Raw genomic sequence first — 21,904 nt, 5'->3', positions numbered from 1 at the left:
TACCTCGGCTTACGGAGCCGGGGTTTCGCCGTCGGCCAGCCGCTCATTGATCTCGCGGATGATGGCCGGGCATTCGGCGATGGATTCGGCCGTATAGTGCGCGCCCGCAGCCTTGAACCTGGCATCGTTGTCCGCAATGCGCTTTGCGACGTCCTCGTCCGACAGTCCCTTGATTTCATCCAGGGTCAGTCCCATTTCATTGCCGGATTTGGTCAGGCCGATGGTCCACATTCCGGCGTTCAGGCCTTCCTGCACGTCGCTGATGGAGTCGCCAATCTTGACCATGGCTTCCATGGGGTAGACCTCCAGATTGATGGCGTTCTGGTAACACATATACGGATAGGGGCGGCCGCGCGGCACGTCTGTGGAGCAGACCACGGAGTCCGGGCTGTACCCTTTCTTGGCGGCTTCCGGCACCAGCACGTCCATCATCGGGCCGGTATAGCCGGTGCATGAGCCGATCTTGACACCCATGTTGCGCAGGACCGCGATGGCGTCCAGCAAACCGGGGATGGGATCGGAATGTTTGGCGATGCAGGCGACCATGAGCTTTTCGGTCTCGACGTACATGACGTCGATATCTTCCTCGGTAGGGTTCGTGCCTTTGGCAGCCAGCCACTTGGTCAGTACGTCCGGGTCCTGGCACATGGAAATGATGTGGTCCCGTTTCATCAGTCCCATGGGCCGCCGGGCCTCCGCCCACGTTACGTCCACGCCCTGATTGGCGAAGACCTCCACGAATACGGCCACCGGGCCGACAGAGCCGTAGTCAACAGCCGTGCCTGCCCAATCGAGAACAACGGCCTGAACCGGGCCGGTATATTTGGTGTTGCGGATGAATGCGTTCATTGCCTGTCTCCATGCAACCCGGATGAACCGGGGTCTGTGTTGGCGAAAATGGGACCGCCCCGGGGGAAGCGGTCCAAACCAGCATACGCTTGGCACAAAAGAGTAGAACAGATGAATTCTCCAATTTGTACGTGTGCAGCGCAAAAAAATATGAGAAGAAGTGCCTCCGGCGGCCAGGGGGGAAAGGGAGAGAGGGAACCCTTTGGGAAAGGGCTTCCCTCTCTCCCTTTCCCCCCTGGACCCCCCAATCCCTCTCACCTTCCTAAACTTTTTATTTCGCTTCGCGGGAGAGGGGGCGTCCTTGATGAGACCCTTCGCCGAAGGCGAGAACGGGATTCTCAAGGGCCATAGCCCTTGAGCCGCCGGAGGCGAAATCACCTGTTATCGCCGCGCAGCGGCATCCCTATCTGCCTTTTCCTTCTCTCTTATCTTCTGGTCCAGGCTTGGGTGCGTTTGTTCACTTTTCTGGTGAGCAGGCCATAGAGCAGGCGTACCGCGACGTTGGCCAGGACCACGAGCACGGACATGGCGCAGGCCGGGGCGATGTCGCCTGCGTCGTCCATATTGGCGATGGCCACCGAGGCGAGCGGAATGTCTGCCGAATAGAGGAAGATGACCGCCGAGACGGTCGCCATGGAGTTGACGAAGTAATACATGGCGATTTCCAGGATGGCGGGCAGGCAGACCGGCACGGTGACGCGAAAGAAGGTGATGTGGAACGGTACGCCCAGGGATTCGGACACGGTCTCGAACTCCTTGTCCAGCTGCTTCAGGGCGGTGGTGGCCGTGAGGAAACTGACGGAATAGAAGTGAACCATGTTGGAGAGGATGAGGATGCCCATGGTGCCGTATATCCAGCCGAACGGGTTGGGGATGGTGATGGGGCCGAAGGTCCAGCCCGGCGCGTTGAAGAAGAAGATGTAGGCGAGGCCGATGACCAGTCCGGGCAGAGCCAGGGGGAGAATGGACAGGAAGTAGCTGGTCTGCCGGAGGGTGCGCAGGCCTCGCGTTTTTTCTATGAGATAGGCGCTGAAGAAGGTGACGGCCGTGCCGATCACGGCGGAGTAGCTGGCCAGGCGCACGGAGTTGAAGAACGCGCCGTAGCCGCCTCCGCCGGTTCCCCGGAATTTGTAGTGCCACAGGCCGAGGTCCAGTTTGTAGGGCCAGACCTTGACCAATGAGGCGTAGATCGCGGTTGCGAAGAATCCGATGATGAGCAGGGAGATGAAGGTGCAATACGTCAGGTAGAATCCGTCCACGCCCTTGTCGTGCTTGGGAATGAGCGGGACGGATTTGGCCTGGATGAGCGAGACCTGCCGCCGCTGGGCGATGCGGTCCACGATGAAGGCGAGCACTGTGGGGATGAGCAGGACCACGCTGACCACCGCGCCCATGGTGAAGTTCTGTTGGCCGATGACCTGCTTGTAGATGTCGGTGGCCAGAATGTTGAACTGGCCGCCCACGACCTTTGGCGCGCCGAAGTCGGTAAAGGCGAGGATGAAGCAGACGAAGATCGCGCTGATGAGGCCGTATTTGATGCCCGGCAGGGTGACGTTGAAGAAGGTGCGCATCCGTGACGCGCCCATGGACTGGGAGGCTTCGTAGAGCCGGGCATCCGTCATGCGCAGGGCCACGGAGAGAATGAGCATGGCCTGCGGGAAGGTGAAGATGACCTCGGAAATGATGATGCCCGTGGAACCGTAGAGTCCGATGTCGAAGCCGGGAATGGTACCGAAGAATCCGCGTGTAATCAGTCCCTTGCGCCCGAAGAGATAGATGAGCGCGATGCCGTTGAGCAGAGTGGGCGCAAAGATCGGCATCATGGCCAGCCCCCGGAATACCCCTTTGAAAGGCATACAGGTCCGGGTCAGGGCGTAGGCGAAGAGAAAGCCGAGGGATACTGAGATGATGGTGGTCGTCACCGAGACGAAGAGGGAGTTGCCGATGGACTGCCTGAGCTCCGGGGTGGTGAAGTACTCCACATAGTTGGCAAGGCCTATGAAGGTGCCCTGATTGTCGAACAGGCTCTTGGAGAGCAGCTGGAGAAGGGGCAGGATGACCACGACCACCAGCCAGGCCGAGACCAGGAGGATGAGGGCGCGCTTGAGCCACAGCTCGCGGTCAAAGGTGCTTGTTGTGGGAGAGATGGCCTGAGCCGCCTGTGTCGCCTGGGCCATGAACTACGCCTCCGCCCGGAAGAGATGGACCCGGTCCGCCGGGAAGATGGCCTTGGCGCGCATGTTGCCGGTGACGCCGGTCCGCCGCACCTGTTCCGCCGATATGTCCGCCACCAGGGGGAGGGCTTCGCCGCCGCCGGAGGGCAGCCGCATGGACACGCGGTAGATGGGGCCGCGATATTCCACGTTGTCCACCTCGACCTCGAAGACGTTGGGCCCGGCCTCGCCGTTGGTGGAGACGCGGATGTCCTCGGGCCGGATGGCGGCCATGGCGTTCTTGCCGAAGGGGGACATTTCCCGTTCCACCTGTACGGCCAGATTGCCGCGTCGGAAGGTGTTGCTGTCCCAGTGCATGTCGCCTTTCAGGAAATTCATGGAGCCGATGAAGGAGGCGACGAACGGAGTGGCCGGAGCCTCGTATATTTCCGAGGGGGAGCCATTCTGGATCAGCTTGCCCTGGTTCATTATCAGGATGCGGTCGGCCATGGTCAGTGCCTCTTCCTGGTCGTGGGTGACCATGATGGTGGTCATGCCGAGGCGCTGGGTGAGGGCGCGGATTTCGGTGCGAAGCATGACGCGGACCTGGGCGTCCAGAGCGGAGAGCGGCTCGTCGAGCAGGAGCAGGTCCGGCGAGAGGGCCAGGGCACGGGCCAGGGCCACGCGCTGCTGCTGCCCGCCGGAGAGCTGGGACGGGAATTTGTTGCCTGCCGAGGCCAGTCCCACCAGTGTGAGGAGCTTATCCACCCGTTCATTGAGGGCGCGTTTGTCCTTCAGGTCCTTGCGCAGGCCGTAGGCCACGTTGTCTTTGGCCGAGAGGTTCGGGAACAGGGCGTAGGACTGGAAGACGATGCCCACGTGGCGCTTGGACACGGGCAGGGTGGAGACGTCGCGGCCCTTGAGCCGGACCTGTCCGTCATCCTGCGGGTCCAGCCCGGCCACGGCGCGGAGGATGGTGGTTTTTCCGCAGCCGCTGGGGCCGAGGATGGAAATAAATTCCCCGCGTCGGGCCGTGAAGCTGACATCGGAGAGGGCCGTGAACGAGCCGAAGCGCTTGGTGATGCGCTCCACGCTCAGGTAGGTATCTGTTACACCAGTCATAAAAAATGCCTCATGGGCGGCCCGGAGAGTCCCGGGCCGCCCGAGTTCGAATCGTTGGGTTTTGCCTGTTATTTGGGATCGGACTTGCCGTCGTAGCGCGCGGACCACTCCTTGAGGATGCGGGTGCGATTCTTGGCGGCCCAGTTGAAGTCGTTCTTGATCATCTGTGCGGCCGGGTCCTTGGGGTAGCCGTCGGGGATGGGGTTGCCGCTGGCGTAGGCGGTGACGGGGTAGACCTTGCCGTAGGCGTGCATGACCTCGGGGCTGATAGCCCAGTCCAGGAAGATCTTGGCCTCGGGCTTGATGTCCTTTTTCTTGATCAGGGCGTTGGCCTCCACATCCCAGCCGGAGCCTTCCTTGGGGAAGGTGGTCACGACCGGCTCGCCCTTGGCCTTTTGCATGAAGCCGCGGTAGGCGAAGGAGATGCCCACGGCGGCCTCGCCCGCACCTGCCAGCTTGGCGGGCTTGGAGCCGGAGTGGGTGTAGCGCAGGATGTTTTCATGCAGCTTGTCCAGGTAGGCCCAGCCCTGCTTCTCGCCCATGAGCTGGAGAATGGCGGAGACGGTCAGGAAGCCGGTGCCGGAAGAGGCGGGGTTGGGCATGATCAGCTGGCCCTTGTAGATGGGCTTGATCAGGTCGGCGTAGGACTGGGGGATGGGCATGTTGAGGCGTTTGGCCTCGATGGTGTTGGTCACGAAACCGGTCATCCAGGCCTTGATGCCGACCCAGTGGGGCACCTTGTTGGTGTCGCGCATGTTGGCGGAGACCTTGTCCAGGTACTTGGGAGCGTAGGGCTCGACCATACCGGCCTGGTCGCAGAGCATCAGGGAGGTGGCGGCGGTGCCCCACACCACGTCGGCGCGCGGGTTGTCCTTTTCGGCCAGCAGCTTGGCAGTGACGATGCCGGTGGAATCGCGGATGATCTTCACGTCGATGTCCGGGTGGGACTTCTTGAAGATGTCGAGGTAAATGGGAATTTCATCGTCTTCCAGGGCGGTGTAGACCAGGATTTCTCCGGCCAGCGCCAGGGAGGACATCATCAGGACCATGGCCGCAGCCAGGGCGGCGACGATAAACGAGCAGCGTTTCATCACGTTTTTCTCCTGCGTGGTTTGTTTTCCGCAAGGCTGGCGCGCTCCCGATCCGGGAGAAAATTGGCAAGACTTCCGTGCCGCCTCGGCAGCTCCGAAACGTTTTCGGAACTGCCTGAATGATAGGCTGGCACAGGGTTTTCAGAACAGACAACTGGCGGTACTTGTCTATTCTTTCGGTAACGGTTGCGTGAAGCTTGGTTTCGCCTGCGTGACGTGCGCAGGTTCTTCCGGGAGAAAAGGGGAAGAGGGTGTTTTCGTCTCCGGGATGACACTGCCAAATTTTGGTCGAAAAAAAGGCCACCCGCAGGACGGGGGGCCTTTTATGGCAGGATGGGACGTTATCGGTTATTTGCCGTAGTAGGCCAGTTCAAAGAGCTGGCGCATCTTTTCGTTGTTGCTGTCGCGGGGGTTGGTACCGGTGCAGGAATCTTCCACTGCGCCTTCGGCCATGCGCTCCAGGTTGTCCTTGAAGAGCTTTTCGTCCACGCCGTAGGCCGCGAGGGTGGCGGGAATGTCGTTCATGCCGGTATGGGATACCAGTTTGCACGTCAGGCTCCCGGACAGGTCGGTGTCCACAATGGCCACGTCCGGGGTCAGGTTGTAGTCCGCGATATCGACACGCCGCATGTGCCGCTGCCGGAAGCAGCTTCGTCTCATCGAGGCACGGCGGTTCATGGTGGCGGAGAAGAAGGGCGCGGCGGAAGCCGCCTATCATGTGGGCTACGAGAGCGCCTCGCAGTTCAGCCGCGAATATACGCGGATGTTCGGCAACCCGCCGGGGCGTGATGCGGAAAATTTCCTGCGGGAAAGGGAGCTGGCTTAGGGGGGTGATTGGAGCGCGGTCCGGTCCTCAGGCGCCTTCGACCACGATTTCCATGCGATCACCTGAAAAGCGGGTGATGCCGAACTCGATGGGGCGGCCCGAGGGATCGACGTTGACGTACTCGACCACCAGGAGCGGCTGCTTCTGCTTGAGCTTCAGGAGCCGGGTCTCTTCGGGGTTGGAGAGGCGGGTGGTGATGCGGCTTACCTTGCGGAAATAGTCCTTGATGCCGTAGTGACGGTACGCCTTGGTCAGGGAGCCGGTCTTGCGGAACACGCCGATGAGGTCTTCCATATCCACGTATGGAATGTACTGGGAGGCCACGAACACGCGCTTACCCTCGGCCTCGCCGTACATTTCTATGTAGCTGACCCGGCTGCGGGGCCTGAGCTCCAGTTGTCCGGCCACCAGCTCGGACGCGGTGATGACGTCGCCGTAGAGGAAGTGGGAGCGCGCCTTGAGCCGGTTGAGGCTCATGTTTTCGCTGAACCGGGTGCGGCGGCCCATCTTGTATTCGAACGGCTGCTCCAGCACCACGGTGCCGCGTCCCTGCTCGGTGCGGACCAGCCCCTGCTCGCGCAGTTCCTGCAAGGCGCGGCGGATGGTGTGGCGGTGCACGCCGAACCGTTCGCCCAACAGTTTTTCCGTGGGCAGCAGCTCGCCGGGATAGACCTGTCCTCCCTTGATATCGTGAACCAGGGTGTCCCGGACCTGTTGCCACAGTGGTGGTTTGGTGTCGGCCATTGTATTTCCCCCTGCGGACAACTTGCCATAATTTGTCCGTATTGTCTTCCCCTGGGCGGTTGACCGGACAGGGCGTATCGGGCGACAAGCAAAGGGCGAGGTGAATATGAAAGAAATGGTGCTCAGGAACGGCCTGGTCGTGACCGAAGGCGAAGTGGTGGCAGGCAGTGTGGTGGTTCGCGACGGCGTCATTGCAGGCATAGACGCAGGGGCCACCTCCGTGCGCGGGGCTTTGGATCTGGAAGGGGACTATCTGATCCCCGGACTCATCGACGTGCACACCGACAGCCTGGAGCGGCAGTTTACCCCGCGTCCCGGCGTATACTGGCCGTCGCCCCTCTCCGCCGCCGTGGCCAACGACGCCATGATGCACGGCTGCGGCATCACCACCGTGCTCGACTCCATCTGCGCCGAGGCGTTCCCGGAAGAGGAAACGCGGCGACGTATGTTCAACGACGCGGTCCGGGCCGTGACCGACGGCGAGGCGGCCCGGTTGTTCCGTTCGCGCCACCTGCTGCATTTGCGCTGCGAGACCGCCGACCCCAAGACCCCGGCCATTCTGGGTGAGCATCTGGAGAACCCGCTGGTCCGCCTTGTCTCGCTCATGGACCACACGCCCGGCCAGCGGCAGTACAAGGACGAGAATAAATTCCGGCAGTATTACAGCGATATGGCCTGGACCGACAGTGAGTTCGCCCAGGTGGTGGAGCGGCTGAAGGACGAGCAGGCCCGATATGCCGAACCGCAGCGGGCAGCCATCATCGGCAGAGCCACCGAACATGGCATCCCGCTGGCGTCCCACGATGATGCAACGCCGGAGCATGTAGCCGAGGCCCGCGCAGCCAGCATCTCCATCAGCGAGTTCCCCACGACTTTGGAGGCGGCTTTTGCCGCGCGCAAGGCGGGCATGGCCGTGGTTATGGGTGCGCCCAACATTGTTCTCGGCGGGTCCCATTCCGGCAATGTTTCCGCCCTGGAAGTGCTGGATGCGGGGCAGCTTACGGTGCTGGCGTCGGACTACGTTCCGGCCAGCCTGCTGCTGGCTCCCTTCCTTGTCTCCCGGCTGCTTTCCCGTCCATTGCCCGACTGTATGGCCCTGGTCTCGGCCAATCCCGCCGCCATGCTTGGGCTGGACGACCGGGGCGTCATCGCGCCCGGCCGGTTGGCCGATCTGGTGCGGGTGCGGATGGCGGATGAGCAGCCTGTGCCCGTAGCCGTCTGGACCGGCGGCGCGGTGGATGCGCCTGCCGCCTGATTCGAGGGCTTTCTTTGGTGTTGAATCGGCACCAAGTTTCTTTATTGTTGTCATAGAAGGCGCCAATGCTTAAGGTGACCGGATTGGCGGGGCGGCCTTGCATCGTCCCTGAGAGTCAACGCGCAACCATAGGGAGAGGTTAATGAAAAAAGGATTGTTCACACTCGGCATATTGCTGGCGCTGTGCTCCATGGCCTTCGGCTCCGGGCTGGATGCCTTCAAGGGACAGAAAGGCGAGATATCCATTGCCGGTGGTACGGCTCACATCCCCGTGATGGAAAAGGCGGCCCGTAACGTAATGACGGCCAACCCGGACATCCGCGTTTCCGTGGCCGGTGGCGGCTCGGGCGTGGGTATCCAGAAGGTGGGCGAGGGGCTGGTGAACATCGGTAACTCCGGCCGCAAGGCGAGCGACGCCGAGGTTGCCAAGTACGGTCTGGCCATGTTCGCTTTTGCCGTGGACGGCGTGGCCACCATCGTCAACCCGGAGAACCCTGTAGGCGCTTTGACCGGGGATCAGGTACGGAAAATTTTCGCCGGTGAGATCACCAATTGGAAGCAAGTAGGGGGCAACGACGCGTCCATCAACCTCTACACCCGCGACGAAGCCAGCGGCACCCGCGAGGTGTACTGGAAGAAGCTCCTCAAAAAGGGCACCATCGCTTCCGCCGCCAACGTGGTTGCCTCCAACGGCGCCATGAAAACCGCTATTTCCCGCGACCCGGACGGCATCGGCTACGCCAGCATCGGCTATCTGGACAAGACTGTGAAGGCCCCGTCCCTGGACGGCGTGCATCCGACGCAGGCGGCCGCCAAGGACGGCTCCTATCCGGTGGTCCGCAAGCTCTACATGAACACCAAGGGCGAGCCCACCGGCATCGTCAAGGCGTTCGTGGACTACATCATGGGCCCGGATTGCGTGCAGATCATCAAGGACAGCGGCTACATCCCGCTGCACTAAGTAAAACCGGGGCGGATGGCTTGGCCGTCCGCCCCTTATCTTGTCGTGCATTCATTTCATCGAGGACCCGGGGAACGTATCGCCCAGGGCGCGGTGCGCCTGTCCGCGCTCCTGTCTGGCTGCGTGGTGGTGGCGCTGCTCGCCTTTCTGGTGCATTTCTGCCTGCCGCTGCTTGATCCCGAGGCGTTGTCCGGGCTGCTCTCCGTCAAGTGGGACCCCTTCCACGGCGGGTTCGGCATCCTGACCATGGTCGTGGGCTCGCTGTTGCTCGCCTGTACCGCCGTGCCGCTGGCCTTTCCGCTGGCCGTGGGCATCTGCTGCTTTATCCACGGCATCGGGTCGCCCCGCGCTTCCCGCATCGTACTGCGCACCGTGCAGCTCATGACCAGCGTGCCCACCGTGGTCTACGGCTTTGTGGCCGTGTTCGTCATGGTGCCGCTGCTTCGGACCACCTTTCATCACGGCAGCGGTTTTTCCTGGCTGGCCGCCTCCCTCGGGCTGGTGGTCCTGGCCCTGCCCACCATGACGCTGATGATTCACAGCCAGTTCCAGGTGGCCGAACCCCGGGTCCGGCTGGCTGCGGCAGCCCTTGGCCTGACCCGGCAGCAGCGGCTGATCCATCTTGTCATTCCCCTGTCCCGCCGCGGTTTTTCCGCCGCGTTGGTCCTTGGATTCGGCCGGGCTGTGGGCGATACCATGATCCCCCTCATGCTCTCGGGCAATGCCGCCCAGATGCCGGGTTCCATGCTCGATTCCGTGCGCGCCCTGACCGCGCACATCGCCCTGGTGGTGGCCACGGACAGCCACAGCCTCGCCTATCTTTCGCTCTTTGCCGCCGGGCTTTTCCTGTTCATGACCACGGCCGCCGTGACCATTGCCCTGCGCTGGATTCAGGGCCGGGGGGGCCGTCCGTGAACCGTCAGCCCGTATTTACGCTTTTCTGCCGCCTGAGTGCCGTGTTGCCCGTGCTCATCGTGGTCGGGCTGCTCGGATTTCTCTGGATGCAATCCCGGCCAGCCATTGGCCTGTCACTCTTTTTTGGCGACACGCCGCCGCTTGAGGCCCTGTTCCGTTTCGCGCCGGTCTGGGACGGCATCTGGCCCGCTTGCGTGGGTACGTTCTGCCTGGTGGGAATTGCCGCGCTCACGGCCGTACCCATGGGCATCCTCAGCGGCGTTTATCTGAGCGAATACGCCACCGGGCGGTCCGCGCGCGTGCTTTCCGTGCTGGTGGATATTCTGGCCGGAGCGCCGTCCATTCTCATGGGACTGTTCGGGTTCGCCCTGATTCTCTACCTGCGCCACTCCATCGCGCCCGCCGCCAATACCGGCATGTTGCTCTCCGGCGTCTGTCTGGGGCTTCTGGTGCTGCCCTACATGATCAATGCCACGTCCACCACGCTGGAGGCCCTGCCTGCGGACTTGCGTCTGGTCGGGCCGAGTCTGGGACTGACCCGCTGGCAGTCCATTCGCCATATTTTGCTTCCCTCCGCCGGGCGGGGGATCATGAGCGGCGTGGTCCTTTCCATCGGCCGGGCGGCGGAGGACACGGCGGTAATCATGCTTACCGGCGTGGTGGCCAACGCTGGATTGCCGCGCTCCGTGCTCGGCGTGTATGAGGCCCTGCCGTTTTACATCTACACCACGGCGGCGGAGTATCGCGGCCCGGAGGACCTGCAACGCGGATTCGGCGCGGCGTTGGTGCTGCTGGGGCTGACGACGCTGCTCTTCCTGGCCGCCGGGACATTGCACCGGGCCATGGAATATCGCTGGAGGAAAGGCGCGTGAACATCGCCACCATCCGCAACCTGACCGTTGCCTTCAAGGACAAACCCGCCTGCCGCAGTGTGGATCTGGACATCCCGGCAGGAAAAATATCCGTGCTCGTTGGCCGTTCCGGCTCGGGCAAGACCACGCTGCTGCGCGCTGTCAATCGGCTGAACGAGTGCCTGGAACATTGCCGTACCACCGGCTCGGTCCGTCTCGATCTGCCGTCCGGGCCGCTGGATGCCTATGCGCCGTCCACGGATGTGGAGGACCTGCGCCGTCGGGTGGGTATGGTTTTTCAGACCCCGGCGGTCTTGCCGGTCTCCATTGAGCGTAACATCCTGCTGCCGCTCCGTCTGGTGCTCGGCGTGGACGGCAGAAAGGCCCGCGACCGGGCCGAGGCCGCCCTGCGCGACGTGGGATTGCTGGACGAGGTGGCCGACCGGCTGGACAACGACGCCACGACCTTGTCCGGCGGACAGCAACAGCGACTTTGTCTGGCCCGTGCCCTGGCGCTGGACCCGGAGGTCCTGCTGCTGGACGAGCCGACGGCTTCGGTGGATCACCGTTCCGCTGAGATCATAGAAGATTTGCTGCGTTCGCTGGTGCCGCGCCTGACCTTGGTGGTGGTCTCCCACAGCCTGCGGCAGGCGCGCAAGCTGGCCGACCGGTTGCTGCTCATGCGCGACGGCAGCCTTGTGGCCGATTGGGATCGGGAACAGGGCGACGAGCAGTCGCTTGACGCGCTGCTCGAAGAGGCGTTCTAGCCCGGCTGCCTACTCGGAGGGAAAGGAAAAGGTCTTCATGATGGAGACGAGCTTTTCCCAGCAGGCCTTCTTGTCGAATTCCTTCACCGTACCGGGCGTGTACGCACCCATGTCGGTATAGCTCAGGGAGAGCAGTACCTCAAAGCGGTGCCCGTTGCGGATGGTCCAGTACTTTCTGGCCTCCAGCCGGTGTCCCACGGCGGCGTCCTCAATGGTGGCGAGCTTGAAGGGAATGGCGTTGATGATGACGTCGCCCACGCCCTCGTCCGACTTGCAGACCGTGTCTCCGTCAAACTCCGTACAGCTGTCGTCGCCCGATTCCGCAGGCGTCTCGGTGACGGCCACGATTGCGCCGCTGAAGTTGGTATTGGCGTAGGCCTTGCCGGAATAGTAACCGCCGAGGACCATGTCCTCCGCATCCACGGGGAAATAGCTTTTTGCCGCCAGGGCTTCGCTATCATTGGTGGCAGTGAAGTCCTTGGGAAACTGCATGGTGAATTTCGGGGCGGCCGGTGCCTCGGAAATCGATGCGGCCGGGGCCGTGGCGGAAAGGCAGGGGAGAGCGGCCAGTGCCGTCAGGATCAGTGTCAGAGTGAAAATGTGCAGCTTGTTCAAGGCGTACCTCCGCGGCGCTCCGTTCTCGGGGCTGTTTTGTGGGACAATACAGTGAGCGGGGGCCAGTTGCAATGGCCGGGAGGTGCCGTTTTTCCGGCTTGCGGAAGGTTCGCGTTTGTCTGTATGAGACACCTGCGTCCGGCGTTGCGGTGCCGGGCGGCCTTCCCTTCAATCAATTTTCCTCGTGGTGGATCATGCAAGGCGATTTGAAATCCTGGTTCCTGGCCATTCGTCCCAAGACCCTTCCGGCTGCCATCGGGCCGGTGCTGGTCGGCAGCGCCCTGGCGTATCAGGCGGACGGCTTCCGGTGGGTGCCCGCGTCGCTCTGCCTGCTCTTTGCCCTGCTTATTCAGATCGGAACCAACTTCGCCAACGACTACTATGACTTCATCAAGGGGGCGGACACCGAGGAACGGCAGGGACCCCGGCGCATGACCGCCACCGGGCGCATCTCCCTCACTCAGATGAAGTGGATGACCGCCGGAATTTTCCTTGTGGCCTTTTTTGTGGGACTGGGGCTTGTGCCCTATGCCGGGCTGTGGCTGCTGGTGCTGGGCATTCTCTCCATCCTGCTTGGCTACGGTTACACCGCCGGACCGTTTCCGCTGGCCTATCTGGGGCTGGGCGAAATTTTCGTGATGCTCTTTTTCGGCTGGGTGGCCGTGTGCTGCACCTACCGGGTCCAGGCCGGGGACTTCAGTCTGCTTTCCTTTTTGGGCGGAACGGCGGTGGGTGCCCTGAGCACCAACCTGCTGGTGGTCAACAATCATCGTGACGTGGAGACGGACATCAAGGCGAACAAGCGCACGCTGGCCGTCCGTCTCGGCCGTGGTTTTTCCGCCTTCGAGTATCGGGCGTGGTTCGCTGTGGCCCTTGGCTGCGCCGTGGTCATGGCCACGATGCTGCATTCGGCATGGCTGCTGTTGCCTCTGGCCGTTTTGCCGTTGGGCCTGAAGCTCTGCGTGATGATCGGCAAGCCGCAGACCGGGCCGGTCTATATTCGGATGTTGGGCAAAACCGCTGCCGTCATGGTGCTGTATTGCCTGCTGATGAGTCTCGGACTGGTCCTGAGCTGATTTTTTCCTTGTTCCGCCCTTTGGTGGACTCCGGCAGTTCCTTGAAGGGATCGAACCATAATTCCTTTCTCTGTAGCGGCGTTTCCGGCGGCAGGTCGGGATTTTCCAATTCGATGAGTCTCCTTTGGTTCAGTCGCGCCCGAAGAATCGTTTCCTGGTAGTGCTTTCGGAACATGGCGTCGAACGTGCCGTCGGCGATCATGGATTCCAGCCCCTTGGCGATGCGCTCCCGCAGCAACGCCCCCCGCTTGCTATTGGCGGTCCAAACGTAGCGGGCAAAGGGATAGTGGAGCAGCAGGGTTGTTTCGACATGCAGCTCCGGGAACTTTGCATGGCGCTCATCCCACTCTGCGAAGGCCTCGACAATGCTGCGCGGGAAGACCTCGAAACGGTTGGAAAGCAGCATGGCGAAGAGGCCTTCGTAATCGCCTCCGGTAATAACCTTCAGGCCATTGTGCCGCAGTATTCCAATATCGCTCCAGCCCAGCCCCTGTCCGAAACGGAACGGCTTGAGCCCTTCCTTGTCCATCACCTTTGCCAGCCCGTGCTGAAGGTCCCGGCGGACGAGCAGAATCCGCCAGCCGACCACGCCCTTGCCCAGGGGGATGCGCACCGGCGTCAGCCGTTGTTCCCGCTCCCTGGAGGTCGGCTTGATGGCTATGTCCAGCATCGGGCTGCCGTTCTCAAGCAGGTCCAGCTGACGGAGCTGGTTCATGGCCAGATGCGTGGGGCGCAACTCAAAGGGACCATATTCCGGGACGGTCCTTTCCAGCGCTTTCCGGACTAGTGAAAGGTGGTATTCGAAGCGGGTGTCACCTGCGGAGAGCGGCTGTGGATAGGTAATGACGTCCGGTTCCCCGGCCAGGGCGACGTGGGCCAGTATGACCACTAAGATGACGGATAGGGTGGCGGCTTTCATATTGATTGTAATGACATTATTACTTGTGGGGAAAAGCGGCAACCTGAATTTGTAACAGGAATGTTCGTATCGGTGGCGTATTCGCGGCTTTGCGGTTGGGGAATCCAAAGCGTCGGGTAACACGTTGTTGGTACGCGTATGCGATACAGTTGATGAAATCTTTTTTTGTCACGGTCTTGTCAATGGCTCAGATAGAGGCGATAAATAAAGGGAGAGAAGGGGAAACCTCAAGCAAGGAGTTTGCATATGTGCAAGACCTGCGGCTGCAATATAGGCAAGGACAAGCGAACCCATCAGCACGCCCATGGCAAGGGCGAGGTCCACGAACATTCCCATGAGCATGAACACACCCACGTGCATGAGCATACCCATGAGGACGGCACAACCCATAGCCATGAACACACCCATGTGCACAGCCACGAGCACGCCCATGGACACGAGCACGGCCCGGACGGCGAGCATGTGCACGAGCACGGTTCGCACAGCCATGATGATGGCCATGCCCACGAGGCCGGTGACGGCCACAGTCACAACCACGGCTAGTCGGAAGCAAGGCGGTGCGGCAACTGGCCACACCGCCTTTTTTGCGTCCGGTGATCAGCCAACCGGTGTGGCTGCCACTCTTTCCGCCTGCGTCATCCCGGAGAGGCGGACCACCTCTGTCTTGTCCAGTCCCAATCCTTCGGCGACGCGGGTTCCATAGTCCTCGTCGGTCAGATAAAACAGCGCGCACTGCCGCAGCTGGATCGGATTCGGAACACTTCTCATGTTCCCCACGATGTTGCTTATCAGGTTGGTTCTGTCCTGGTCGGTCATGACCTTGCGGTATAGATTTCCAGGCTGGATGAAGTCGTCGTTGGGGTGGGTGTAGGGGTGCCTGTCGCCCACTCCCTGCAATGGAATTACCGGCTCGACGTATGCCTCATCCGGTTCTGGTCCGTGGAAGCTGTTGGGCCAGTAGTTCGGCCCTCCGCCGCCGTTGTGATCCACGCGCATTGCGCCGTCGCGCTGGTAGTTCATCTCCGGGGCGTTTTTCGGCTGGTTGACCGGAATGAGATGGTAGTTTGGCCCGAGCCGGTGCAGATGGGTGTCATGGTAGGAAAAGAGACGTCCCTGGAGCATCTTGTCCGGTGAGGCGGCAACGCCTGGAACGAAGTTGCTGGGGTTGAAGGCCGCCTGCTCCACTTCCGCAAAGTAGTTTTCCGGGTTGCGGTTCAGCACCAGCCGCCCCACGGTGATGGGCGGCACTTCGCTGTGCGGCCATACCTTGGTGATGTCGAAGATGTCCCACTGGAAATTCTCTGCCTGCGTTGGGGAAAGAATCTGCATCTCAAGGGTCCAGGACGGATTGTCGCCCCGGGCGATGGCGTCGTACAGGTCGCGGGTGGCGTGGTCCGGGTCCTTGCCGCACATCTCGGCGGCCTGGGGGCCGGTCAGATTTTTTATCCCCTGGTCTGTTTTGAAGTGATACTGCACCCAGAAGTAGTCTCCCTTGGCATTGTACCACTTGTAGGTGTGGCTGGAGTATCCGTTCATGTGGCGGTAGGAGGCCGGGGTTCCCCTGTCGGAAAAGAGTATGGTCACCTGATGCATGGATTCCGGGGTCAGGGACCAGAAATCCCAGGCCATGGTCGGGCTCTTGAGGTTGGTGGCGGGGTCTCTTTTCTGGGTGTGGATGAAGTCCGGAAATTTGAGCGGGTCGCGGATGAAGAAGACCGGGGTGTTATTGCCGGTCATGTCGTAGTTGCCTTCCTCGGTGTAGAATTTGAGGGCAAAGCCGCGAGGGTCGCGCTCGGCATCGGCACTGCCTTTTTCACCTCCAACCGTGGAAAATCTGGCGAATACCTCTGTCTTTTTGCCAGCTTGCGAAAGAAAGGCCGCCTTAGTGTATTGCCTTACGTCGGCCGTGACTTCAAAATAGCCGTAGGCCCCGGCTCCCTTGGCGTGCACCACCCGTTCCGGAATCCGCTCCCTGTCGAAGTGGGACAATTTTTCCAGCAGATGGACATCCTGCATCATCGTGGGGCCGCGCGCTCCGGCGGTGGCGGTATGCAGATCGTTGCCCACGGGGCAGCCGAAGGCGCCCGTCATTCGCTTCTTCCCTGTTGCCATGGTACTCTCCTGTGGTCATGCGGTTTGGACCTGCCCTGTGGCTAAGGTCCTGAAAAATGGTATTTTGATAAAAATTATCATATGTATGGTTTTTGAAAAAGGAGAATATGGAATTGGTTTCCTCCCCAGGGGTATTTTTTTTATAAGGGCGGAGATAATTTTGTTTGTTTATGCTATTGGCTGAAGTGGAAACTCGGAGGGGTGCCTCATGCCGCTGAAATGTTTTATGAACAAGTCCGTCTGGACGGGAGCGCTGCTCTCGGTTTTCCTGTTTGCCTGGGCCACGCCGGGACTGGCGACAGATCTGGATGACATCCGTGCCCGGGGAGAGCTGCGCCATCTCGGCATTCCCTACGCCAACTTCGTGACGGGGCATGGCGACGGCCTGAGCGTGGAGCTGATGAAGCGGTTTGCCGACTATCTGGGCGTGAGATACCGGTTTGTCGAGTCGGCGGGGTGGGGAGAGATTCTCGGCGAATTGACCGGCACCCGGATCAAACCCGTCGGCGACGGGGTGAAAAAACTGGGCAAGGTGGAGATTCGCGGAGACGTCATTGCCAACGGCCTCACTGTGCTGGCCTGGCGGGAAAAGGTCATCGACTATTCCGAACCCACCTTTCCCACGCAGGTCTGGTGTATCTCCCGTGCGGACTTTCCGGCCATGCCCATTGTCTCGTCGGGTGAAGTGGTCAAGGATATCAAGGCGGTTAAGGCATTGTTAAAGGGGCACCATGTGCTGGGCAAAGACGGAACATGTCTGGCACCCGGGCTGTATGGCATAGAGCGCTTGACGGACCGTATTACCAGCTTTCCCGGGAGCCTTAACGACATAGCTCCGGCGGTCATCAAGGGTGATGCCGACCTTGCGCTGCTGGACGTGCCGGACTCCCTGGTCGCGCTTGAGAAGTGGCCGGGCAAGATCAAGGTGCTGGGGCCGATCTCTCCGGAGCAGACCATGGCCGTGGGGTTCCGAAAGAGTTCTCCTCGGCTGCGCGAAACGTTCAACACTTTTTTGGCACAGCAGAAGGCCAGCGGAGAATACCGCAGACTGGTTGTGAAGTATTATCCGGCCGTACTCGGCTACTACAAATCGTTTTTTGAAGAACGGTAGACAGGACGACAAGGAGTAAGGAAGTTGCTGCGCCGGAATGTCATTATATCGGGGGCTGTTGTCCCGCTTGCCATCCTGCTCATGTTCATGGTCTGGGGCAATTACAGTTCCCAGGTCAAACTGCAACAGGCGGCGAGAGATCGCTTTGTCAATTATTCGGCCAGGGAAGCGAATGCGCTGGGGCATTTCCTGCTTGATCGCCGAAACGACTTGGAGGACCTGGCTTCCAGCCGGGAACTGTACGCCTATTATGAAAACAAGGCACTTGGCATGTCCCGGGAGTATGGGCTGTGGGCGAGCCAGGTGGCCATAGCCGAACTCCTGGACCGTTTCGTCCGTCGCAAGTCCATGCATGGCAAGCGGGTATATCGGCGAATGGCCTACCTGGACGAGAATGGCGATCTTCTGGCCGACGATCAGGGTGTGCCCGAGGACCCGCATTGTTGCGGCGTGAATATCCCCGGCGCGCTGGATGCCTCCAAACCCAGGATCATAATGAAGAACGGCGACGACGGCGAAAAACACCTCGTCATCTACCTTCCTTTTCTCTTCAAGGGCAAACTGACCGGCACGCTCGTGGCATGGCTGAACACACAGGATATTCTGGCCTCCCTCATGGAGGATATGGGCCGGACGCATACCGGCTGGTTCAGCTTCCTTGTCTACGGTCCCTTCGTCTATTGCCCGGTACATGCCATTCCGGAACAGCTCAAGGAGCTGGTTGCCTCCGGCTGGCCGAAAAAAACGGGTGAAGCCGTTACCCATCTTCTCCGTGTGGATTCCGGTGAACAGATCAAGTTCCTGGCTGTCCGTTCCAAGGTGGCGGATACGGAATTCAGCCTGCTCTGTCTGGCTCCGGAGTCGAAATTGCTGGGAGGACTCTCCCCACGCAGTCTTTTCCTTTATACGCTTTTGCTGGCGTTGTTCCTGCTGGCCGGCGCCGTGACCATCCTCTGGTTCAGCGCCCGGAACCTGGTGCTGCATACCAAGGTGGAAGAGGCGGCCCGCCAGGCAGAGCGCATTGAGGATAAAAACCGCCAGTTGGAGGAGGAGGTCCGTGCGCGCAAGACAGCGGAGACCGCCCTGCGTGAAAACAACGACGTCCTGGAAGAACGGGTTGCCGCGCGGACGGCGGCGCTCGAGGAACAGGCACAGGCCCTGAGCAGGGAAGTGACCGAACGCCGTGAGGCCGAATCGGCCATGCGCTTCATTTTCAACAGTACCCACGATGCCGTCATCATTCATGATCTGAACGGCAATATAGTGGATATCAACGAGCGTATGCTCACCATGTATCATCTTACGCGGGAAGAGGCCCTTTCCATGTCCATTGCCGGGGACCTTTCGACTCCGGAGGCGGATATCGCCTTTGTTGATGAAAACTGGAGGCGCGTGGTGGCGGGAGAAAGCGTCGGGTTCGACTGGAAGGCCCGGCGGCCGCTGAGCGGGGAGACGTTCGACGTCCAGGTGACCCTGAACCGCATCGAGATGGGCGGCCAGGCGTTTGTGTTCGCCAATGTCCATGATGTGTCAGAGGAAAAAAGGCGGTTGGACGAACAGCAGGAGCACCAGGAGTTCCTCAATACTATTTTTGAAGGCATCGGGGCGGCCTTTTTCGTTTTTGACCCGGAGAAAGGAGAGATCGTGGACTGCAATGTCGTCGGCGAGCAGCTGCTTTCGTTGACCCGGCAGGAAATATTGGAGGCGTCCTGCAATGTTAAAATTCAATTTTCCGGGCGGGTCTCACAGGATTTATTGTGTCCGGACACCACGGTGGTGACGGAATACGAGGAGGGAATGCTGATCTATTTGGACGGTACGTCGCTGCCGGTTGCGCTCCATTCCTTTGAGATTCCCATCGGCGGCAGGCCCCATCTTGTTCAGGTCGTGTTCAACATTGCCGAGCGAAAGACGCTGGAGCGCAAGCTGAACATCGCCCAAAAGCTGGAATCGCTGGGCCAGCTTGCCTCCGGTATCGCGCACGAGATCAATACACCCATCCAGTACGTGGGTGACTCCATTCGGTTCGTCAAGGACGCGCTGGAGGAGATGTTCCAGCTCATCGACTTGTATGAGAAGGGTGAGGGCAAGGAAGAGGACATAGAGGAACTTAGGGAAGATATGGACTACGAGTTCGTATATGAAGAGATGCCCAAGGCCTGCGACCGCGCTTTGGAAGGCGTGCAGCGCGTGGCCTCCATTGTACTGGCCATGAAGAATTTTTCGCACCCGGGCGAAGAGGAGGCAAAGCCCGTGGACATCAACAAGGCCATCGAGAACACGGTTACGGTCACCCGCAATGAATGGAAGTACACGGCGGATTTGGAAACGAAGCTTGATCCCGAACTGCCGCTGGTCAATTGTTTCCCCGGTGGCCTGAACCAGGTCCTGCTCAATATCATCATCAACGCCTCTCACGCCATTGCCGGGAATGAAGCCACCGGCGAGCGTGGGACCATCTTCGTGAAGACATCCCACGACGATACCAATGTTGAAATCCGCATAGGCGACACGGGATGCGGCATACCCAAGGAAAATCTGGCCAAGATATTCGATCCCTTCTTCACCACCAAGGAAGTGGGCAAGGGAACAGGCCAGGGACTGGCCATCGTCTACGACATCGTGGTCGAGAAGCACGGCGGCACCATCGACGTGGAGTCCGAGGTGGACAAGGGCACAACCTTTATCCTGCGGCTACTCATCGACGGCCCGCCCGAGTAACGGCCAATCCAGGGCGGCGATGAGGCTTTCCACCATATCGCCCCGGCTCTCGTAGATGCTGAGCAAGGCGTTGAGGGCCGCATATTTCCGGTTACACGACGTTTCCGGGGCGTCCCGTCTCGACTTTTCGTTGTATATCTGGTTGTCCCGGCTGGTGACGGTTTCCTCGTAGTGTTCGATAAGGACGGTCAGGCTGCCGGATTCCCCCTTGTCCCGCTCGGCAAGGAGGGCCGCCACTGCCGCCGGATCGGTCTCCAAGGCATCCGCCAACCCGCCCTCGTTGAGTAGGATCTGGCCGTAGTGTCCGAGTCCTCGTCGGTATCCGTGGAAAAGCCTGTCTGGGAAAGAGTGTTGTAGTAGCCCCCTCCTCTTCTTCGTCAGAGCCCAGAAATCCCAGGGCGCTCGATGCAACGACGGATTTGATCTGGTTGTAGATCATGCCCGGTGTGCTGCGGTTGATGGTGTAGTCCAGTTCCTCTCCCTCTTCTTCCGTGTGATCCTTTTCTTGTGGACCTACCCATTCTGCGCGCACCAGCCGGGAGACGGGAACGGTCGTCAGTGTCGTGTTATGGAAATCGCGAGGGAGCAGACAACACTGATCCCGACGTGAAGCCGCATCCGACCACGCGTCCGTATGGTCGACTGCGGCTTCTCGCCGGAGGCTAGGGATTTTCGTCTTTGGTGTTTGCTACGTTGTGCCGGCAGTCCCGTCTATACGCCGCAGCGCAGATCGGGCATCCCCATGGACAGACCCGGCAGATGGGGCTCGGCAAAGAGCGGCGAGCGCTCCATGTCGATGGTCACTGGCGGTTGCTTGGGCTTGATCTGGATGCTGGCGGTCTTGCCGTCGAATGAAATGCTCATGGGCACGACTTCCTTGTCGCTTTCCCCACACAGGCTGTCCCGGAATTCCGGGGCGTAGCGGGTGACCGTACCGTCCGTGTCGACAGCCTTGATGCCGGTAAGGGTGGTGACCACATGGGCTACGGAGCCGTTTTCGTGAAAGCGCAGGGAGTTTATGTCCCCGTTCACGCCCACGGCATCGGGATCATAGGCCGTGACTTCCCCGGCAGGCGTCAGCACTGTGCACGGTTCGGCCGGTTCCATGGAGCGGAGTCTGCCGTCCGGCGCAAAGCTGATCCCCATGCGCGCCTTGAGGCCGCCTACCGGAGTGGCGATCATGACGGACTCATCCGGCCACAATGTGACGGAACGCAATGTGCCGTCCTCGTAAAAGCAGACATTGATGATGTGCGTGGTGATTTCTCCGGCCGGAGTGGCCAGGGTGACGGGCTTGGAAAACCCTTTTTCATCTTCCTGTGACCAATAGCCGGTGAGTTTGCCGTTCAGGGGAAAGACTCGATTGACGGCCCCGTTGGCGTGGAAGGTGATCATCTCCGCAGGGATGGGGCCCGCCGGAGTATCGACCACGGTCTGTTTTTCCAGCGGCAGGGAGCGCAGGGTGCCGTCCTTGCGGAAGGTCACCGGCAGAACCTCCTTCTTGCGCAGATCGTCGGTGGTGAACTGGGGTATGAGTTCACCCACGGGCGTGACGAGCGGACTCGCCTTGGCCGTAGTGCAGGCGAGGGGAGAGCCGTCTTCGGTCAGTTCCATATGCCGTGTGCAGTGCAGGATTCCATAATTGGTTGTGATGTCGGGCATGGTGATCACCTCGCGATAGATGTTGCAGGCGCATCAACGTGGTGTGCCGGTGTTGTGGTTGTGGTTGTGGTTGTGGTTGTGGTTGTGGGGACGGGCAGTGTCTGGGCCGTACCGGCCAGGGCGCAGAGCCAGAGAAATGCAAAAAAGAGTTTTC

At 60.6% G+C, this 21,904-nt stretch carries 22 protein-coding genes; 11 read left to right on the top strand and 11 right to left on the bottom strand.

Translation table 11 applies throughout. From position 1 onward, the window contains the following. Positions 1-9 precede the first annotated feature (9 nt). The 4 genes from phnX to ACI0FG_RS13285 all read right to left on the bottom strand — a co-directional run bounded on the left by phnX (position 10) and on the right by ACI0FG_RS13285 (position 5,215). Entirely contained in the window at positions 10-849 is an 840-nt protein-coding gene (phnX, locus tag ACI0FG_RS13300) for a phosphonoacetaldehyde hydrolase (protein WP_419785484.1), read from the bottom strand. Positions 850-1,274: 425 nt separating this feature from the next. Beyond that, positions 1,275-3,026: a putative 2-aminoethylphosphonate ABC transporter permease subunit gene (locus tag ACI0FG_RS13295; RefSeq protein WP_419785483.1), complete on the bottom strand. Its 1,752-nt coding sequence runs from the start codon at positions 3,024-3,026 to the stop codon at positions 1,275-1,277. Between the two features lie 3 nt (positions 3,027-3,029). Beyond that, positions 3,030-4,124 carry a putative 2-aminoethylphosphonate ABC transporter ATP-binding protein gene (locus tag ACI0FG_RS13290; RefSeq protein ID WP_419785482.1) on the bottom strand — a complete coding sequence of 365 codons (1,095 nt, stop codon included), beginning with the start codon at positions 4,122-4,124 and terminating at the stop codon, positions 3,030-3,032. Positions 4,125-4,192: 68 nt separating this feature from the next. Beyond that, positions 4,193-5,215 carry a putative 2-aminoethylphosphonate ABC transporter substrate-binding protein gene (locus tag ACI0FG_RS13285; RefSeq protein WP_419785481.1) on the bottom strand — a complete coding sequence of 341 codons (1,023 nt, stop codon included), beginning with the start codon at positions 5,213-5,215 and terminating at the stop codon, positions 4,193-4,195. Between ACI0FG_RS13285 and ACI0FG_RS13280 the strand changes: the two genes are divergently transcribed. Then, entirely contained in the window at positions 5,172-5,576 is a 405-nt protein-coding gene (locus tag ACI0FG_RS13280) for a hypothetical protein (RefSeq protein ID WP_419785480.1), read from the top strand. The two genes, ACI0FG_RS13285 and ACI0FG_RS13280, sit on opposite strands and share 44 nt — an antisense overlap. Here the strand turns inward: ACI0FG_RS13280 and ACI0FG_RS13275 are convergent. After that, positions 5,564-5,845 carry a hypothetical protein gene (locus ACI0FG_RS13275; RefSeq protein ID WP_419785479.1) on the bottom strand — a complete coding sequence of 94 codons (282 nt, stop codon included), beginning with the start codon at positions 5,843-5,845 and terminating at the stop codon, positions 5,564-5,566. The two genes, ACI0FG_RS13280 and ACI0FG_RS13275, sit on opposite strands and share 13 nt — an antisense overlap. On the opposite strand from ACI0FG_RS13275, the gene ACI0FG_RS13270 reads away from it, so the two are divergent. Next, the gene (locus tag ACI0FG_RS13270) at positions 5,844-6,041 is read left to right on the top strand and encodes a helix-turn-helix domain-containing protein (protein WP_419785478.1); all 198 of its coding nucleotides are present in this window, start codon (positions 5,844-5,846) and stop codon (positions 6,039-6,041) included. The two genes, ACI0FG_RS13275 and ACI0FG_RS13270, sit on opposite strands and share 2 nt — an antisense overlap. Positions 6,042-6,068: 27 nt before the next feature. On the opposite strand, the gene phnF is transcribed toward ACI0FG_RS13270, so the two are convergent. Continuing rightward, positions 6,069-6,785: a phosphonate metabolism transcriptional regulator PhnF gene (gene phnF, locus ACI0FG_RS13265; RefSeq protein WP_419785477.1), complete on the bottom strand. Its 717-nt coding sequence runs from the start codon at positions 6,783-6,785 to the stop codon at positions 6,069-6,071. Between the two features lie 106 nt (positions 6,786-6,891). Here phnF and ACI0FG_RS13260 point away from each other — a divergent pair, with 106 nt between their 5' ends. From ACI0FG_RS13260 to ACI0FG_RS13240, 5 genes are all read left to right on the top strand, one after another. After that, positions 6,892-8,040 (top strand): alpha-D-ribose 1-methylphosphonate 5-triphosphate diphosphatase, encoded by a 1,149-nt coding sequence (locus ACI0FG_RS13260; protein WP_419785476.1) that lies wholly within the window; start codon positions 6,892-6,894, stop codon positions 8,038-8,040. A 142-nt stretch (positions 8,041-8,182) separates the two neighbouring features. Then, entirely contained in the window at positions 8,183-9,001 is an 819-nt protein-coding gene (locus tag ACI0FG_RS13255) for a phosphate ABC transporter substrate-binding protein (protein WP_419785475.1), read from the top strand. A gap of 15 nt (positions 9,002-9,016) precedes the next feature. Continuing rightward, positions 9,017-9,916, top strand: a complete 900-nt coding sequence (locus ACI0FG_RS13250; protein WP_419785474.1) for a PstC family ABC transporter permease — start codon at positions 9,017-9,019, stop codon at positions 9,914-9,916. Next, positions 9,913-10,788, top strand: coding sequence for a PstA family ABC transporter permease (locus tag ACI0FG_RS13245; protein ID WP_419785473.1), 876 nt, complete (start codon positions 9,913-9,915; stop codon positions 10,786-10,788). Before ACI0FG_RS13250 ends, ACI0FG_RS13245 begins: the two co-directional genes overlap by 4 nt. Beyond that, positions 10,785-11,534, top strand: a complete 750-nt coding sequence (locus ACI0FG_RS13240; RefSeq protein WP_419785472.1) for a phosphate ABC transporter ATP-binding protein — start codon at positions 10,785-10,787, stop codon at positions 11,532-11,534. Before ACI0FG_RS13245 ends, ACI0FG_RS13240 begins: the two co-directional genes overlap by 4 nt. Before the next feature lie 9 nt (positions 11,535-11,543). On the opposite strand, the gene ACI0FG_RS13235 is transcribed toward ACI0FG_RS13240, so the two are convergent. After that, positions 11,544-12,149, bottom strand: a complete 606-nt coding sequence (locus ACI0FG_RS13235; RefSeq protein WP_419785471.1) for a hypothetical protein — start codon at positions 12,147-12,149, stop codon at positions 11,544-11,546. A gap of 194 nt (positions 12,150-12,343) precedes the next feature. On the opposite strand from ACI0FG_RS13235, the gene ACI0FG_RS13230 reads away from it, so the two are divergent. Next, positions 12,344-13,225 (top strand): 1,4-dihydroxy-2-naphthoate polyprenyltransferase, encoded by an 882-nt coding sequence (locus tag ACI0FG_RS13230; protein ID WP_419785470.1) that lies wholly within the window; start codon positions 12,344-12,346, stop codon positions 13,223-13,225. Here ACI0FG_RS13230 and ACI0FG_RS13225 read toward each other — a convergent pair. Next, the gene (locus ACI0FG_RS13225; RefSeq protein WP_419785469.1) at positions 13,176-14,144 is read right to left on the bottom strand and encodes a hypothetical protein; all 969 of its coding nucleotides are present in this window, start codon (positions 14,142-14,144) and stop codon (positions 13,176-13,178) included. The two genes, ACI0FG_RS13230 and ACI0FG_RS13225, sit on opposite strands and share 50 nt — an antisense overlap. A gap of 246 nt (positions 14,145-14,390) precedes the next feature. Between ACI0FG_RS13225 and ACI0FG_RS13220 the strand changes: the two genes are divergently transcribed. Next, complete coding sequence (locus ACI0FG_RS13220) at positions 14,391-14,687, top strand: hypothetical protein (protein WP_419785468.1); 297 nt, start codon at positions 14,391-14,393, stop codon at positions 14,685-14,687. Positions 14,688-14,741: 54 nt separating this feature from the next. Here ACI0FG_RS13220 and ACI0FG_RS13215 read toward each other — a convergent pair whose 3' ends face one another. After that, entirely contained in the window at positions 14,742-16,256 is a 1,515-nt protein-coding gene (locus ACI0FG_RS13215; RefSeq protein ID WP_419785467.1) for a catalase, read from the bottom strand. Between the two features lie 208 nt (positions 16,257-16,464). Between ACI0FG_RS13215 and ACI0FG_RS13210 the strand changes: the two genes are divergently transcribed. Together ACI0FG_RS13210 and ACI0FG_RS13205 are read left to right on the top strand one after the other, a co-directional pair. Beyond that, entirely contained in the window at positions 16,465-17,367 is a 903-nt protein-coding gene (locus tag ACI0FG_RS13210; protein ID WP_419785466.1) for a transporter substrate-binding domain-containing protein, read from the top strand. Between the two features lie 24 nt (positions 17,368-17,391). Continuing rightward, a complete protein-coding gene (locus tag ACI0FG_RS13205; protein WP_419785465.1) occupies positions 17,392-20,088 on the top strand; it encodes a PAS domain-containing sensor histidine kinase in 2,697 nt (898 codons plus the stop codon). Here ACI0FG_RS13205 and ACI0FG_RS13200 read toward each other — a convergent pair. Beyond that, positions 20,062-20,358, bottom strand: a complete 297-nt coding sequence (locus ACI0FG_RS13200; protein ID WP_419785464.1) for a hypothetical protein — start codon at positions 20,356-20,358, stop codon at positions 20,062-20,064. The genes ACI0FG_RS13205 and ACI0FG_RS13200 overlap by 27 nt on opposite strands. A 441-nt stretch (positions 20,359-20,799) precedes the next feature. Continuing rightward, positions 20,800-21,750, bottom strand: a complete 951-nt coding sequence (locus ACI0FG_RS13195; protein ID WP_419785463.1) for a hypothetical protein — start codon at positions 21,748-21,750, stop codon at positions 20,800-20,802. Positions 21,751-21,904 lie beyond the last annotated feature (154 nt).

It is taken from the genome of Pseudodesulfovibrio sp. 7M6, from assembly GCF_050058625.1.
GTDB classification, from domain to species: domain Bacteria; phylum Desulfobacterota; class Desulfovibrionia; order Desulfovibrionales; family Desulfovibrionaceae; genus Pseudodesulfovibrio; species Pseudodesulfovibrio salinus.
This window is presented reverse-complemented; position numbering and strand designations above follow the sequence as displayed.

What these genes read in the sequence shown, in the direction of transcription:
- ACI0FG_RS13295 (WP_419785483.1), bottom strand. Translation starts at nt 3,026, where the DNA reads ATGGCCCAGGCGACACAGGCGGCTCAGGCCATCTCTCCCACAACAAGC.
- phnX (WP_419785484.1), bottom strand. Translation starts at nt 849, where the DNA reads ATGAACGCATTCATCCGCAACACCAAATATACCGGCCCGGTTCAGGCC.
- ACI0FG_RS13210 (WP_419785466.1), top strand. Translation starts at nt 16,465, where the DNA reads ATGCCGCTGAAATGTTTTATGAACAAGTCCGTCTGGACGGGAGCGCTG.
- ACI0FG_RS13260 (WP_419785476.1), top strand. Translation starts at nt 6,892, where the DNA reads ATGAAAGAAATGGTGCTCAGGAACGGCCTGGTCGTGACCGAAGGCGAA.
- ACI0FG_RS13195 (WP_419785463.1), bottom strand. Translation starts at nt 21,750, where the DNA reads ATGCCCGACATCACAACCAATTATGGAATCCTGCACTGCACACGGCAT.
- ACI0FG_RS13270 (WP_419785478.1), top strand. Translation starts at nt 5,844, where the DNA reads ATGTGCCGCTGCCGGAAGCAGCTTCGTCTCATCGAGGCACGGCGGTTC.
- ACI0FG_RS13285 (WP_419785481.1), bottom strand. Translation starts at nt 5,215, where the DNA reads ATGAAACGCTGCTCGTTTATCGTCGCCGCCCTGGCTGCGGCCATGGTC.
- ACI0FG_RS13225 (WP_419785469.1), bottom strand. Translation starts at nt 14,144, where the DNA reads ATGAAAGCCGCCACCCTATCCGTCATCTTAGTGGTCATACTGGCCCAC.
- ACI0FG_RS13255 (WP_419785475.1), top strand. Translation starts at nt 8,183, where the DNA reads ATGAAAAAAGGATTGTTCACACTCGGCATATTGCTGGCGCTGTGCTCC.
- ACI0FG_RS13215 (WP_419785467.1), bottom strand. Translation starts at nt 16,256, where the DNA reads ATGGCAACAGGGAAGAAGCGAATGACGGGCGCCTTCGGCTGCCCCGTG.
- ACI0FG_RS13250 (WP_419785474.1), top strand. Translation starts at nt 9,017, where the DNA reads ATGGCTTGGCCGTCCGCCCCTTATCTTGTCGTGCATTCATTTCATCGA.
- ACI0FG_RS13280 (WP_419785480.1), top strand. Translation starts at nt 5,172, where the DNA reads ATGGCCGCAGCCAGGGCGGCGACGATAAACGAGCAGCGTTTCATCACG.
- ACI0FG_RS13230 (WP_419785470.1), top strand. Translation starts at nt 12,344, where the DNA reads ATGCAAGGCGATTTGAAATCCTGGTTCCTGGCCATTCGTCCCAAGACC.
- ACI0FG_RS13220 (WP_419785468.1), top strand. Translation starts at nt 14,391, where the DNA reads ATGTGCAAGACCTGCGGCTGCAATATAGGCAAGGACAAGCGAACCCAT.
- phnF (WP_419785477.1), bottom strand. Translation starts at nt 6,785, where the DNA reads ATGGCCGACACCAAACCACCACTGTGGCAACAGGTCCGGGACACCCTG.
- ACI0FG_RS13290 (WP_419785482.1), bottom strand. Translation starts at nt 4,124, where the DNA reads ATGACTGGTGTAACAGATACCTACCTGAGCGTGGAGCGCATCACCAAG.
- ACI0FG_RS13275 (WP_419785479.1), bottom strand. Translation starts at nt 5,845, where the DNA reads ATGCGGCGTGTCGATATCGCGGACTACAACCTGACCCCGGACGTGGCC.